We start from the raw sequence: 12,703 nt of genomic DNA, 5'->3' as shown, positions 1-12,703 counted from the left end.
CTATCAGATCCGGTAACCGGAGCCGGGGACGGTGACGATCACCGGGGGTTCGCCGAGCTTGCGGCGCAGGGTCATGACGGTCACGCGCACGACGTTGGTGAACGGGTCGGTGTTCTCGTCCCAGGCCTTCTCCAGGAGCTGCTCCGCGGAGACGACGGCGCCCTCGGAGCGCATCAGCACCTCCAGGACGGCGAACTCCTTGGGGGCGAGCTGGACCTCCTTGCCGTCGCGGAAGACCTCGCGGCGGTTGGGGTCGAGCTTGATCCCGGCACGCTCCAGGACCGGCGGCAGCGGCACGCTGGTGCGCCGGCCGAGGGCACGCACGCGTGCCGTCAGCTCGCTGAACGCGAACGGCTTGGGCAGGTAGTCGTCGGCGCCGATCTCCAGGCCCTCGACGCGGTCGCTGACGTCGCCGGACGCGGTGAGCATCAACACGCGTGTGGGCATGCCGAGTTCGACGATCTTGCGGCAGACGTCGTCGCCGTGGACGAGGGGGAGGTCACGGTCGAGGACGACGACGTCGTAGTCGTTGACGCCGATGCGCTCGAGGGCGGCCGCACCGTCGTACACGACGTCGACGGCCATGGCCTCCCGGCGCAGTCCGGTGGCCACCGCATCGGCGAGCAGTTGCTCGTCCTCGACGACGAGTACGCGCACGTCGCTTGTCCTTCCTGTGTCCACCCGCGTAGCGCGCTGTGAGCACACGCGGGCAGGGGGTCGGGTGAGTGTCGGCCTCCATCCTGCCCTTTTCGGCCATAAGTCGGCTGTAAGCCGGGTGAGGGGCGGCTGAAAGACGGGTGTGAGAGCGGGAATGCGGGATTTTCTCGCGAGGTTGAGGTTTCCGTCGGAAGGAGCGGGGGGAGGACGGCTTTACACCCCGCGATCACACTCTGCATGTGCCGTACCACCATGCGGCACGACGCGATCCGCTTTTGCCGAGTGGGCGTGGGTGTCCGGCACCGTCGCCGCCCGGCAGGGCAGCGCTGGGCACCTACAGGAGACGTGATCGCCCCTTTCGAACGGCACACCCCCGTGCCACCGACCCACGACCCAGGACGAGGGGGCGCAGCATGGACGCATTCACCGCAGGACTTCTGCAGCGCATAAGGGCGACCGAGACGGACCTGACGCGGGCTCGCAACGACGGCGACGACTTCCTCGTCGAGGTCGAGCAGGGCGAACTCGACGATCTGCGCCGCCTCGCCGCCGAGCACGGTGTGGAGGTCGGCGCCTAGCGTCTGATCGGCTTCGCGGCACGACAGCGGACCCCCGGCGAATCCAGCGCCGGGGGTCCGCTGCGTCGCCGTACGGGCGCGTTCACCTGGCGTTCGTACGGAGTCGGCCCGTCAGTCGTGCCAGGCCCCGAAGTCCTCCAGGAGCCGCTGGAGGGGCTCGAAGACGCCCGGGGTACCGGCGACGGTGAGGGCGGGGTTGGGGCGCTCTCCGGGGCGGCCACCGGTCAGGGCGCCCGCTTCCCGGGCGATGAGGTCGCCCGCTCCGTAGTCCCATGCGTTCAGGCCGCGCTCGTAGTAGCCGTCGAGGCGGCCTGCGGCCAGGTCGCACAGATCGACCGCCGCCGAGCCCGCGCGCCGGATGTCGCGGACGAGCGGGATCAGTTTCCGGGCCACCTCGGCCTGGTGGACGCGGACGTCGGTCACGTAGTTGAAGCCCGTCGAGACCAGCGCCTGTTCCAGGGGCGGGGCCGGACGGCAGGTCAGCCTGCGCTCGCCCGCCCAGGCACCCTCGCCGCGGACCGCGTGGTACGTCTCCCCGCGCATCGGCGCCGCGACGACCCCGACGACGGTCTCGCCGTCCTGCTCGGCCGCGATGGAGACGGCCCAAGTCGGCAGTCCATAGAGGTAGTTGACGGTGCCGTCGAGGGGATCGATCACCCAGCGGACACCGCTGGTGCCCTCGGTGGCGGCACCCTCCTCGCCGAGGATGCCGTCGTCAGGGCGGTGCTGCGAGAGAAGGTCCGTGATCAGCTTCTCGGCTGCGATGTCCATCTCGGTCACCACGTCGATGGGGCTGGACTTGGTCCTGGCGACCGCGAGGTCGGCCGGGCGGCCGTCCCGCAGCAGGGCGCCGGCTCGCCGGGCCGCCTCCTGGGCCAGCTGCAGCAGTTCGGCGTGCAGGGGGTCGGTCACGGCGCTCCTCACGCGTACGGGCTGTCGACGCCCGCGGCGGCGGGCTTGGCCGCGCGGGCCGGGCAGCAGCCGATCGGGCAGACGTTGTGGTCGGCCCCGAGCGCGCCCAGGGCACAGGGCGTGACCTCCTGGCCGCGCTCGACCGCGGCGCGCTCCAGGACCAGGTCGCGGATCGCCGCGGCGAATCGCGGGTCGTCGCCGACGGTGGCCGAGCGGCGCATCGGCAGGCCCAGTTCCCGCGCCTTGTCCTTGGCCTCGGTGTCGAGGTCGTAGAGGACCTCCATGTGGTCGGAGACGAAGCCGATGGGCGCGATCACCACGGCCGGGGCGCCGGACGCGTGGCGCTCCTCGAGGTGGTCGCAGATGTCGGGCTCCAGCCACGGGATGTGCGGGGCGCCTGAACGCGACTGGTAGACGAGCTGCCAGGGGTGGTCGACACCGGTGCGCTCACGGACGGCGTCGGCGATCAGCCGCGAGACCTCCAGGTGCTGCGCGACGTACGCGCCGCCCTCGCCGTGGCCTTCGACCGGCCCCGAGGTGTCCGCGGACGCGGTCGGGATCGAGTGGGTCGAGAAGGCGATGTGGGCGCCGTCGCGGACGTCCTCCGCAAGCTCCGCGAGGGACTCCAGCACACCGTCGACCATCGGCTCCAGGAAGCCGGGGTGGTTGAAGTAGTGCCGGAGCTTGTCGATCCTCGGCAGCTCCAGGCCCTCGGCTTCAAGGACCGCCAGCGACTCGGCGAGGTTCTCGCGGTACTGGCGGCAGCCCGAGTAGGAGGCGTAGGCGCTGGTGGCGAGGACCAGGACGCGGCGGTGGCCGTCGGCGACCATCTCGCGCAGGGTGTCCGTGAGGTAGGGCGCCCAGTTGCGGTTGCCCCAGTAGATCGGCAGGTCCAGGCCGTGCTCCGCGAAGTCCTTGCGGAGGGCGTCCAGCAGGGCACGGTTCTGGTCGTTGATGGGGCTGACCCCGCCGAACAGGAAGTAGTGCTGACCGACTTCCTTCAGGCGTTCCTTGGGGATGCCTCGCCCCCGCGTCACGTTCTCCAGGAACGGGACCACGTCGTCGGGGCCCTCGGGGCCTCCGAACGAGAGCAGGAGCAGGGCGTCGTAGGGGGTGGCGTCGAGCGCGTCTGGCATGGGTCGATCCTGTCATCCGGTACTGACAGCCGGGAAACGGCGGGGTGGGCACCCGGGTTCCCGGGCCGTCCGGCCAGGTGCGTTAGGGTCACCTCACTCGTAAGCTGTATGGGCCGCGTTGACGCCTTACCTGGTCGTCGGCCCGCTCACCTGTCCCTGCCCGACCGGAGACCCCCGTGCCCAGCCCGTACAGCGCCCTGTTCGCCGCCCCCGGTTCCAGGGGCTTCTCCGCCGCGGGGTTCCTCGGCCGGATGCCGCTGTCGATGATGGGCATTGGCGTGGTGACGATGGTCTCCCAGCTCACCGGGCGCTACGGCCTGGCAGGCGCGCTCTCGGCGACCATCGCGCTGGCCGCCGCGGTGGCGGGCCCGCAGGTCTCCCGGATGGTGGACCGGTACGGGCAGCGGCGGGTACTGCGCCCCGCGACGCTGATCTCGCTCGTCGCGGCGGCCGGGCTGCTGTTCGCCGCGCACTACGGCTGGCCGGACTGGACGCTGTTCGTCTTCAGCGTCGGTATCGGGTGCGTGCCCAGCATCGGCGCGATGATCCGCGCGCGGTGGGCGGCCCTGTACCGGGACACCCCGCAGCTGCACACCGCGTACTCCTTCGAGTCCGTCGTCGACGAGGTCTGCTTCATCTTCGGGCCGATCATCTCCATCGGCCTGTCCACGGCCTGGTTCCCGGAGGCGGGCCCGCTGCTCGCCGCCTGTTTCCTCGCGGTCGGCGTCTTCTGGCTGACCGCCCAGCGGGCGACCGAGCCCGCCCCGCACCCGCGCGAGCAGAACGACAGCGGTACGGCACTGCGCGCACCGGGCCTGCAGGTCCTGGTGGCCACCTTCGTGGCGACCGGGGCGATCTTCGGAGCGGTGGACGTGGTCACCGTGGCCTTCGCCGACGAACAGGGCCACAAGGGCGCCGCGAGCCTCGTGCTGGCGCTCTACGCTGCGGGCTCCTGTGTCGCGGGCCTGGTCTTCGGGCTGTTGCGCTTCGGGGGAGCGCCCGAACGTCGCTGGCTGCTGGGCGTATGCGCGATGGCCGTGAGTATGATCCCCCTCCTACTGGTCGGAAACTTGCCGTTTCTGGCCGTGGCGCTGTTCGTTGCGGGTCTGTCCATCGCTCCGACGATGATCACGACGATGTCCCTGATCGAACAGCACGTACCACGCGCGCAACTGACCGAGGGCATGACCTGGATCAGCACCGGGCTGGCGGTCGGGGTCGCGTTCGGCTCCTCCATCGCCGGCTGGGTCATCGACGCGGCCGGTGCGCGGGCCGGGTACGGGGTTCCGGCGGTGTCCGGGGCCGTCGCGGTCGCGGTCGGGTTCCTGGGGTATCGCCGGCTCAGCAGACCGGCACCGGGTCGGGGAGGGACCGTTGAGCAGCACAGCGAGCGGGAAGAACGGAACGTGGCGTAACTGGGGAGGCAATGTCGCCGCCCGTCCCGCGCGGGAGGTCACGCCCGCCTCGGTGGAGGAGCTGACGGCTGCCGTGCGCAGGGCCGCCGAGGACGGTCTGACGGTGAAGGCCGTCGGCACCGGGCACTCCTTCACGTCGATCGCCGCGACCGACGGCGTGTTGATCCGCCCTCAACTGTTGACCGGTATCCGCAACATCGACCGGGACGCCATGACCGTCACGGTCGAGGCCGGTACCCCGCTCAAGAGGCTCAACATGGCCCTCGCGCGCGAGGGACTGTCGCTCACCAACATGGGCGACATCATGGAGCAGACGGTGTCCGGGGCCACCAGCACCGGCACCCACGGCACGGGCCGCGAGTCCGGTTCGATCGCCGCCCAGATCAAGGGGCTCGAGCTCGTCACCGCCGACGGCTCGGTCCTCTCGTGCTCCGAGAAGGAGAACCCCGAGGTCTTCGCGGCCGCCCGGATCGGCCTGGGCGCGCTCGGCATCGTCACGGCGATCACGTTCGCCGTCGAGCCGGTCTTCCTGCTCACGGCCCGCGAGGAGCCGATGAGCTTCGACAAGGTCACCAGCACGTTCGACGAACTGTGGGCCGAGAACGAACACTTCGAGTTCTACTGGTTCCCGCACACCGGCAGCACCAACACCAAGCGCAACAACCGCAGCGCGGGCCCCGAGAAGCCGGTGCCGCAGCTCCAGGGCTGGATCGAGGACGAGTTCCTCTCCAACGGCGTGTTCCAGGTGGCCCAGTGGGTCGGCCGCGCGGCGCCGGGCACGATCCCCTCGATCGCCCGGATCTCCAGCAAGGCGCTGTCCGCGCGGACCTACACCGACATCCCGTACAAGGTCTTCACATCGCCCCGCCGGGTGCGGTTCGTGGAGATGGAGTACGCCGTCCCGCGCGAGGCCGTCGTCGAGACGTTGCGTGAACTCAGGACGATGATGGACCGCTCCGCCCTCCGGATCAGCTTCCCCGTCGAGGTGCGCACCGCGCCCGCCGACGACATCACGCTGTCCACCGCGTCCGGCCGCGACAGCGCGTACATCGCCGTCCACATGGTCAAGGGGACGCCGTACCAGGCGTACTTCACCGCCGCGGAGCGGATCTTCACGGCGCACGAGGGGCGCCCGCACTGGGGCAAGGTGCACACGCGCGACGCCGGGTACTTCGACAAGGTCTATCCGCGCTTCGGCGAGTTCACCGCGCTCCGGGACCGTCTCGACCCCGATCGCCGCTTCCAGAACGACTACCTGCGCAGGGTGTTGGGGGCGTAGCCGTCGCATCCGCGGCCCCATGGTTGCGTTTCTGGTGATTCCGTGAAGCACGCCACGTCCAAGATCCCCAAAACCGCTCAACGGACGGTCGGACACCGTTTCTTGGAAGAAGTCGAGTGGCGCGCCAATCCACGCACGTGGCCCAAATGGAGTACTGTTGCGAGCCCTGGGTTCGGTCTCCCGCCAGGGCGTCCGCGGCCTTCAAGGGGCGTCAGGAGGGGGGCAGTTGCACAGGGTTACGGAGTTGGTCACTTAGCGTTGCGAATTGATAACCGTGCCATAACGGCGATCCCGGGCCCGTGCCCGACACGCCGGGCAACTCGGCAAGGTTGTGGCAGGCTGCACCCGGGCAGGCCACACTCGACTAGCGGAAGCAGCGACGCACGTGACGTCGGCAGGCACCACCCGGGAGGTCCCCATGCCCGAACTGCGTGTCGTGGCCGTCTCGAATGACGGCACACGGCTGGTGCTGAAGGCTGCCGACTCAACGGAGTACACGCTTCCGATCGACGAGCGACTGCGCGCAGCTGTGCGCGGCGACCGTCCCCGCCTCGGTCAGATCGAGATCGAGGTCGAAAGCCATCTCCGTCCCCGCGACATCCAGGCGCGTATACGTGCCGGTGCCACCGCGGAAGAGGTAGCCCAGCTCGCAGGTATCCCCGTAGACCGTGTAAGGCGCTTCGAGGGCCCTGTGCTCGCCGAGCGCGCCTTCATGGCCGAACGAGCCCGTAAGACCCCGGTCCGCCGGCCCGGTGAGAACGCCGGTCCGCAGCTCGGCGAGGCCGTGCAGGAGCGGCTGTTGCTGCGCGGCGCCGAGAAGGACACCGTCCAGTGGGACTCGTGGCGCCGTGACGACGGCACCTGGGAGGTCCTGCTGGTCTACTGCGTCGCCGGCGAACCGCACTCGGCGAGCTGGACCTACGACCCGCCCCGGCGGCTCGTCCAGGCCGTCGACGAGGAGGCTCGCTCGCTCATCGGCGAGTCCGAGGACCTCGGCGCGCCGGAGCCCAGCTTTCCGTTCGTGCCGCGTATCGCACGGCTGCCGCGCGACCGGCCGCTGGACCGCGCCCTCGACCGGCCGAGCCTGCCCGCGCCCGAGCCGATCGAGGAGGGCGCGGCCGAACGGGACTCGCTGACCAGCCTGTTGGAGGCGGTGCCGAGCTTCCGGGGCGACATGGTCGTACCGGAGCGGCCGTCCGAGACGGCGACGATCGAGGAGCCCGACCCGGAGGAGCCCGAGGCGGAGGAGCCGCCCGCTCCCGCGGCCTCGGCCGGTTCCGCCTACGCGGACGTCCTCATGCCGCGCTCGGTGGCCAGCCACCGTGACCGCCTCATCGGCGCGACCGACCGCCAGGCCGAGGCCGACGGTGTCCGCCCGGGCCGCAGAGCGGCGGTCCCGAGCTGGGACGAGATCGTGTTCGGGACGCGCAGGAAGAAGCAGGAGTAGTCAGTCGTACGACGGAAGAGGGCCGCACTCGGCGAGTGCGGCCCTTTCCCTTTGAACGGCGCGGGGTTACTGGGGGTCGGGGCCGACGGCGACCGGTCGCTCCGGGTCCGAGGACCACTCCGACCAGGAACCGACGTACAGGCCCGCCGGAATGCCCGCCACCGCCAGGGCCAGCACCTCGTGGGCGCCGGAGACGCCGGACCCGCAGTAGACGCCGACCTCGGTGCCGTCACCCGCGCCGAGGGCCTTGAAACGGGCGGTCAACTCCTCCGCGGGCAGGAAGCGGCCGTCCGGGCCGACGTTGTCCGTGGTGGGCGCGGAACGGGCGCCCGGGATGTGGCCGCCGACCCGGTCGATCGGCTCCACCTCACCTCGGTACCGCTCCCCCGCGCGCGCGTCCAGCAGGACCCCCGCGCGGGCCAGCGCCGCGGCCCCGTCGGCGTCGAGGAGACCGGTCGCTCCGGGCACCGGCTCGAAGTCGCCCTCGGAGAGGGCCGTACCCGGCACGGAGGACTGGAGCGGTCCCTTCCAGGACGGCAACCCGCCGTCGAGGACTCGCACGTCCGGGTGACCCGTCCAGCGCAGCAGCCACCACGCGCGGGCCGCCGCCCAGCCCTGTCCGCCGTCGTACACGACCACGGGCGTCCCGGAGGAGACACCCGCCCGGCGCATCGCCGCGCCGAACTCCGTGAGGTCGGGCAGCGGGTGCCGCCCGCCGGTGCCGGCCCGGCCGGCCAGCTCCCGGTCCAGGTCGACGTAGGCCGCGCCCGGGATGTGCCCGGCCGCGTACTCGGCCCGGCCGTCGAAGGGCGGCACGCCGGTGGCCTTGGCCGTACTCAGCTGCCAGCGGACGTCGAGCAGGACGGGCGGGTTCGGGCCCGCGAGGTCCTTCGCCAGATCGGATGCGGAGATGATGGCGTTCATGGCCCCATCCTTGCGCACGAGGTGGCCGCGTCGTCGATGTCCGGCTACTCTGCTCGACCGGACAGGCCCGATCACGAGGCGTACGGGAACGGGCACATGCTGTACTGCCGATCGGCATCCGTCGGCCACGGCGCGGCAACGGACGGACAGCCGCGCGGCGGGCGCTCCCGGGTCCTGGGAGGGCCGGGCGGCGGCGCGCCCGGAGCGCGCGGCACCACGGGTGGTGCGAGCATCGGCACGGAGATCCAGCTGACGCGACACGGCCACCGCGAGGGGCCGAGGAGAGAGTGACGATGACCGAGGCAAGGGGATCGGCCGCCCCGCCCGCTCGGCCCACGCCCGGCACACCCTGCTGGGTGAGCCTGATGGTGCACGGCATGTCCGCGACCCAGGAGTTCTACGGATCACTGTTCGGCTGGGAGTTCGTACCGGGACCGCAGCAGCTCGGGCCCTACGTCCGGGCCCTGCTCGACGGCCAGGAGGTCGCCGGGATCGGCCAGTTGCCGCCCGACCGCCATCTTCCGGTCGCCTGGACGCCCTACCTCGCCTCGGACGACATCGATCTGACGGCCGAGACGGTCAGGCTGTGCGGCGGCACGGTGGGAGTGGGCCCGCTGGACGCGGGAGAGGCGGGCCGGCTGGTGATCGGCTCGGACCCGTCCGGCGCCGTCTTCGGTGTGTGGCAGACGGCGGCGCACTTCGGCACGTCCGTCGCGGGCGTGCCGGGCACCCCCGCCTGGCACGAACTGCTCACCGTCGAGACGGTCGGTGTCGCCAAGTTCTACGAGACGGTGTTCGGCTACGAGGAGGAGCCGGTGGAGTCCGCCGACCTCGACTACGTCACGCTGCACGCCGACGGCCGCCCGGTGGCCGGTCTCCACGGTGTCGGCAACGCCCTCCCGCGCGACCGGGGCCCGCACTGGATGACGTACTTCGAGGCGGCGGATGTGGACGCGGCCACCCACCTCCTCGTCGATCTCGGCGGGCACGTCCTGCGCCCGGCCCACGACAGCCCGCACGGCCGGGTGGCCACGGTGGCGGATCCGGAGGGGGCGCGGTTCTCGCTGATCGAGAACCCGCACTGAGGCTCCTCGGGTCGCCTACGGGGCCTTACCGGCGACTCAACCAGGAGCCGTCGGTTGCTCCGGGCCCCGGGAGCGTCTTACCGCGCTCGCAGTAGACGCAAGTATCTGCGCACGGCTGACGACGCGACAGCGGAGTCCTGGAGCGTGAGCGGCGCCGGGATCGTTCCTCGTCCCGCCGACCTTCCCTCATCTAGCGGTGGAGGTCGTCGCGGAGGCGTCCAACGGCCACGAAGCCGTACGGCTGGCCCGGTCCGAGCGGGCCGATGTCGTGGTGATGGACATCCGCATGCCGGAGCTCGACGGCATCGAGGCCACCCGTCTCATCGGCCGGGACGAGGACATGGCCGGAGTGAAGGTGCTCGTCCTCACCACCTTCGAGGTCGACGAGTTCGTCGTGGAGGCGCTCCGGGCGGGTGCGAGCGGCTTCCTCGGCAAGGGCATCGAACCCGCTCAACTCCTCCACGCCATCCGGCTCGTCGCGGCGGACGAGGCGCTGCTCTCTCCTGTGGCGACGAAGAAACTGATCGTCCGGTTCCTCGCCCGGCCGTCCCCCGGCGGGCTCTCGGATCCCGGCCGCCTCGCCGCTCTCACACCGCGGGAGCGCGAGGTGATGACCCTCGTGGCCACCGGCCTGTCCGACTCCGAGATCGCCGAACGCCTCTTCGTGACCCCGGTCACCGTCAAGACCCACGCCAACCGGGCCGTGGCCAACCTGGTCCGCGCCGGGGAGACACAGCCCTGAGAACAGCCTCAGTCGGAGCCCACCGGCAGCACGTCCGGCGAGAGCACTCCGGCATGGGCGGACGCGCTCGTCATACGGCGACGATGATGCCGTCGGCACAACACCTCGTAGCCGACGTCCTCGGGGAAGCCGCTCACGTCACCGACGACGACCTGCTCGCCCTCGACCACCATCTCGCCGCCCAGCGTGCGGGCGTTGTGCGTGGCACGGGCTCCGCACCAGCACATCGCCTCCACCTGGAGCGTCTCGAGACGGTCCGCCAGCTCGATCAGCCGCCGCGAGCCCGGGAAGAGCTTCGTGCGGAAGTCCGTGGTGATACCGAAGGCGAAGACATCGAGGTCCAAGTCGTCCACGACGCGCGCGAGTTGATCGATCTGCGCCGACTCCAGGAACTGTGCCTCGTCCACGATCAGGTAGTCGACCTTACCGCCGTGGGACACCAGGTCGACGACATGGACGTACAGGTCCATGCCCGGCAGCGCCTCGACCGCGTCGGTCACCAGCCCGAGCCGTGAGGAGAGCTTCCCCTCCCCCGCGCGGTCGTCCCGGGTGAAGATCAGACCCTGCAGACCCCTCGCCGACCGGTTGTGCGCAATCTGCAACGCCAGAGTGGACTTCCCGCAGTCCATCGTTCCGGAGAAGAACACCAGCTCGGGCATGGCGAGTCGAGCACCTTTCGGCGAAGGGGACACAGGGGTCAGGAGCGTACTTCGAGCAACGGGACCAGCTGTTCGGCAGGGGTCATCGAACCGTGGTTGCCGACCATCGCCGACTCCTTCGGCTCCCGCTCGGAGGCGACGATGAGGACGTCGTCGTGAGCGGCGGCGACCACGTCGCCGATCCGGTCGTACACCCGCTCGTCGAAGCGGTCGGGCGGCCCGAACCAGCCCGCCGCGATCGCCTCGTCCCGCGAGGCGATCCAGAACTGCTCACCGAGGACCTCGCGCCAGCAGGTCAGGACGTCGCCCGAGGCGCCCGGCACCGCGTAGACATGGCGGGCCCGGCCCTCGCCGCCCAACAGGGCAACCCCCGCGCGCAGTTCCCAGTCCTCGTCGAAGTCGATGCGGTGCTGTTCGTCGAAGGGGATGTCGACCATGCCGTGGTCGGCGGTGACGTAGAGCGCGCTGTTCGGCGGCAGTTGCTCGGCGAGGCGCTGGACCAGGCGGTCGACGTACATCAACTGGCCGCGCCAGGTGTCGGAGTCGACGCCGAAACGGTGGCCGGCGCCGTCGACCTCGGAGTAGTAGGTGTAGACGAGAGAGCGGTCACCGGCGGCCAGTTGCTGGGCCGCGAGGTCCATGCGCTCCTCGCCCGACGCCCGTCCGTGGAACGTTCCGCCGCTGAGCGCGACCTTGGTCAGCGGGGTGTTCTGGAAGGTGGGCGAGGAGACCTGGGCCGCGTGCACGCCCGCCTGGTCGGCGAGTTGGAAGACGGTGGGGTACGGCTGCCAGACCTGCGGCTTGGTCCACGGCTGCCAGCGCAGCTGGTTCATCAGCTCGCCGGTGGCCGGGTTGCGCACGGTGTACCCGGGCAGACCGTGGGCGCCGGGCGGGCGGCCGGTGCCGACCGAGGCGAGGGAGGTCGCGGTGGTCGCCGGGTAGCCGGTGGTCAGGGGGCGGCCGGTGCCGCCGCGCGAGCTGCCCAGCAGGGAGGTCATGAAGGGCGCCTCGTCCGGATGCGCCTTCAGCTGCTCCCAGCCGAGCCCGTCGATCAGGAACACGCAGTTCCGGTCGGCGGGGGTGAGCTCGGAGATCGCGGCGGTCGTGCCCGGTACGGCCATACCGGCGGCGAGGGTGGGCAGCAGGTCGGCGAGGGAGCCGGTGCCGTACTCGGGGACAGGCGCGGTGTCGAGGGCGAGCGGTTCCGGGTGGTCCCAGGCGGAGGCGGGCTGCGCCGCCATCAGCGGGTGACGTCCGCGGTCGCCTCGGAGATGGCCTGCGCGAAGACAAGTGCCTGACGCACGGTGTCCGGGCCGTCCCCGGCTTCGCTGACGCGCAGGCTGAGGTCGTCCGCCGTGGAGCTGCCGGTGTAGCCGTGGTCCGCCTCGCAGTTGGGATCGCCGCAGGCGGCGGGCTCCAGGTCGATGCGGGAGACGGCACCCCAGCCGATCGTCAGCACGACCTCGCGGGGCAGCGTGCCCGGCTGGTACGACTCCGGGTTGGCGACGACACGGCTGACCACGACCGACGAGATCCGGCCGATCTTCACGGACTCCGTGGACGTCGTGGCGTACGGCGTCGGGGAGGTGGTGTCCTCGTTCTGCTCGTCGGTGTGGCTGACGATGAAGCGGTTGCCGGTGAGGACGAGCACGGTCACATGCCGCCGCACCTCGTTCTGGTCGAACGTCGTCTCCTGGTGGACCAGGTACGACCGGATGGGCTCGCCGCCCAGGGCAGCCTCCACCGCCTCGGCCACGAGGGCCGGGTAGTAGCCGCTGCGCTCGATCGCCGCACGCAGCCCCTGGGTCGTCGTACTGGTCTTGGCCATGACGTCCATCCTACGGGGGCGCGCCGACTGCGAGGCACCGC

Annotated in this window: 13 protein-coding genes; 6 read left to right on the top strand and 7 right to left on the bottom strand. The window is 71.1% G+C overall.

Annotated features, from left to right (window positions below):
- Positions 1 to 3: 3 nt before the first annotated feature.
- Positions 4 to 657 carry a response regulator transcription factor gene (locus ACFYRX_RS09120; RefSeq protein ID WP_007385219.1) on the bottom strand — a complete coding sequence of 218 codons (654 nt, stop codon included), beginning with the start codon at positions 655 to 657 and terminating at the stop codon, positions 4 to 6.
- Positions 658 to 1,070: 413 nt separating this feature from the next.
- On the opposite strand from ACFYRX_RS09120, the gene ACFYRX_RS09115 reads away from it, so the two are divergent.
- A complete protein-coding gene (locus ACFYRX_RS09115) occupies positions 1,071 to 1,235 on the top strand; it encodes a hypothetical protein (protein ID WP_020139201.1) in 165 nt (54 codons plus the stop codon).
- Between the two features lie 111 nt (positions 1,236 to 1,346).
- Here the strand turns inward: ACFYRX_RS09115 and ACFYRX_RS09110 are convergent, their stop codons facing one another.
- Complete coding sequence (locus tag ACFYRX_RS09110; RefSeq protein ID WP_389097696.1) at positions 1,347 to 2,147, bottom strand: inositol monophosphatase family protein; 801 nt, start codon at positions 2,145 to 2,147, stop codon at positions 1,347 to 1,349.
- 8 nt (positions 2,148 to 2,155) lie between these two features.
- Positions 2,156 to 3,283, bottom strand: a complete 1,128-nt coding sequence (locus tag ACFYRX_RS09105; RefSeq protein WP_389097695.1) for a ferrochelatase — start codon at positions 3,281 to 3,283, stop codon at positions 2,156 to 2,158.
- Between the two features lie 176 nt (positions 3,284 to 3,459).
- Here ACFYRX_RS09105 and ACFYRX_RS09100 point away from each other — a divergent pair, with 176 nt between their 5' ends.
- The 3 genes from ACFYRX_RS09100 to sepH all read left to right on the top strand — a co-directional run bounded on the left by ACFYRX_RS09100 (position 3,460) and on the right by sepH (position 7,424).
- A complete protein-coding gene (locus tag ACFYRX_RS09100) occupies positions 3,460 to 4,698 on the top strand; it encodes an MFS transporter (protein ID WP_389097694.1) in 1,239 nt (412 codons plus the stop codon).
- Complete coding sequence (locus ACFYRX_RS09095) at positions 4,658 to 5,977, top strand: D-arabinono-1,4-lactone oxidase (protein ID WP_389097693.1); 1,320 nt, start codon at positions 4,658 to 4,660, stop codon at positions 5,975 to 5,977. Before ACFYRX_RS09100 ends, ACFYRX_RS09095 begins: the two co-directional genes overlap by 41 nt.
- Before the next feature lie 418 nt (positions 5,978 to 6,395).
- Positions 6,396 to 7,424, top strand: a complete 1,029-nt coding sequence (sepH, locus tag ACFYRX_RS09090) for a septation protein SepH (RefSeq protein WP_389097692.1) — start codon at positions 6,396 to 6,398, stop codon at positions 7,422 to 7,424.
- A 66-nt stretch (positions 7,425 to 7,490) separates the two neighbouring features.
- Here sepH and ACFYRX_RS09085 read toward each other — a convergent pair whose 3' ends face one another.
- Positions 7,491 to 8,348 carry a sulfurtransferase gene (locus ACFYRX_RS09085; protein WP_389097691.1) on the bottom strand — a complete coding sequence of 286 codons (858 nt, stop codon included), beginning with the start codon at positions 8,346 to 8,348 and terminating at the stop codon, positions 7,491 to 7,493.
- Positions 8,349 to 8,641: 293 nt separating this feature from the next.
- Between ACFYRX_RS09085 and ACFYRX_RS09080 the strand changes: the two genes are divergently transcribed.
- Positions 8,642 to 9,433: a VOC family protein gene (locus ACFYRX_RS09080; protein ID WP_389097690.1), complete on the top strand. Its 792-nt coding sequence runs from the start codon at positions 8,642 to 8,644 to the stop codon at positions 9,431 to 9,433.
- 196 nt (positions 9,434 to 9,629) lie between these two features.
- Positions 9,630 to 10,175, top strand: a complete 546-nt coding sequence (locus ACFYRX_RS09075; RefSeq protein ID WP_389097689.1) for a response regulator — start codon at positions 9,630 to 9,632, stop codon at positions 10,173 to 10,175.
- Between the two features lie 8 nt (positions 10,176 to 10,183).
- On the opposite strand, the gene ACFYRX_RS09070 is transcribed toward ACFYRX_RS09075, so the two are convergent.
- From ACFYRX_RS09070 to ACFYRX_RS09060, 3 genes are read right to left on the bottom strand one after another with little or no spacing between them, the layout of a single operon-like run.
- Positions 10,184 to 10,834 (bottom strand): thymidine kinase, encoded by a 651-nt coding sequence (locus ACFYRX_RS09070; protein WP_389097688.1) that lies wholly within the window; start codon positions 10,832 to 10,834, stop codon positions 10,184 to 10,186.
- Positions 10,835 to 10,872: 38 nt separating this feature from the next.
- Complete coding sequence (locus ACFYRX_RS09065; protein WP_389097687.1) at positions 10,873 to 12,075, bottom strand: alkaline phosphatase family protein; 1,203 nt, start codon at positions 12,073 to 12,075, stop codon at positions 10,873 to 10,875.
- Positions 12,075 to 12,662, bottom strand: a complete 588-nt coding sequence (locus ACFYRX_RS09060; protein WP_389097686.1) for a DUF5998 family protein — start codon at positions 12,660 to 12,662, stop codon at positions 12,075 to 12,077. The genes ACFYRX_RS09065 and ACFYRX_RS09060 overlap by 1 nt, the downstream gene beginning before the upstream one ends.
- Positions 12,663 to 12,703 lie beyond the last annotated feature (41 nt).

This window comes from Streptomyces sp. NPDC005374, assembly GCF_042872225.1.
Taxonomy (GTDB): Bacteria; Actinomycetota; Actinomycetes; order Streptomycetales; family Streptomycetaceae; genus Streptomyces.
The sequence above is the reverse complement of the archived record's forward strand: the minus strand, read 5'-3'. Positions and strand labels throughout refer to the sequence as shown.

What these genes read in the sequence shown, in the direction of transcription:
- ACFYRX_RS09115 (WP_020139201.1), top strand. Translation starts at nt 1,071, where the DNA reads ATGGACGCATTCACCGCAGGACTTCTGCAGCGCATAAGGGCGACCGAG.
- ACFYRX_RS09105 (WP_389097695.1), bottom strand. Translation starts at nt 3,283, where the DNA reads ATGCCAGACGCGCTCGACGCCACCCCCTACGACGCCCTGCTCCTGCTC.
- sepH (WP_389097692.1), top strand. Translation starts at nt 6,396, where the DNA reads ATGCCCGAACTGCGTGTCGTGGCCGTCTCGAATGACGGCACACGGCTG.
- ACFYRX_RS09085 (WP_389097691.1), bottom strand. Translation starts at nt 8,348, where the DNA reads ATGAACGCCATCATCTCCGCATCCGATCTGGCGAAGGACCTCGCGGGC.
- ACFYRX_RS09080 (WP_389097690.1), top strand. Translation starts at nt 8,642, where the DNA reads ATGACCGAGGCAAGGGGATCGGCCGCCCCGCCCGCTCGGCCCACGCCC.
- ACFYRX_RS09070 (WP_389097688.1), bottom strand. Translation starts at nt 10,834, where the DNA reads ATGCCCGAGCTGGTGTTCTTCTCCGGAACGATGGACTGCGGGAAGTCC.
- ACFYRX_RS09065 (WP_389097687.1), bottom strand. Translation starts at nt 12,075, where the DNA reads ATGGCGGCGCAGCCCGCCTCCGCCTGGGACCACCCGGAACCGCTCGCC.
- ACFYRX_RS09060 (WP_389097686.1), bottom strand. Translation starts at nt 12,662, where the DNA reads ATGGCCAAGACCAGTACGACGACCCAGGGGCTGCGTGCGGCGATCGAG.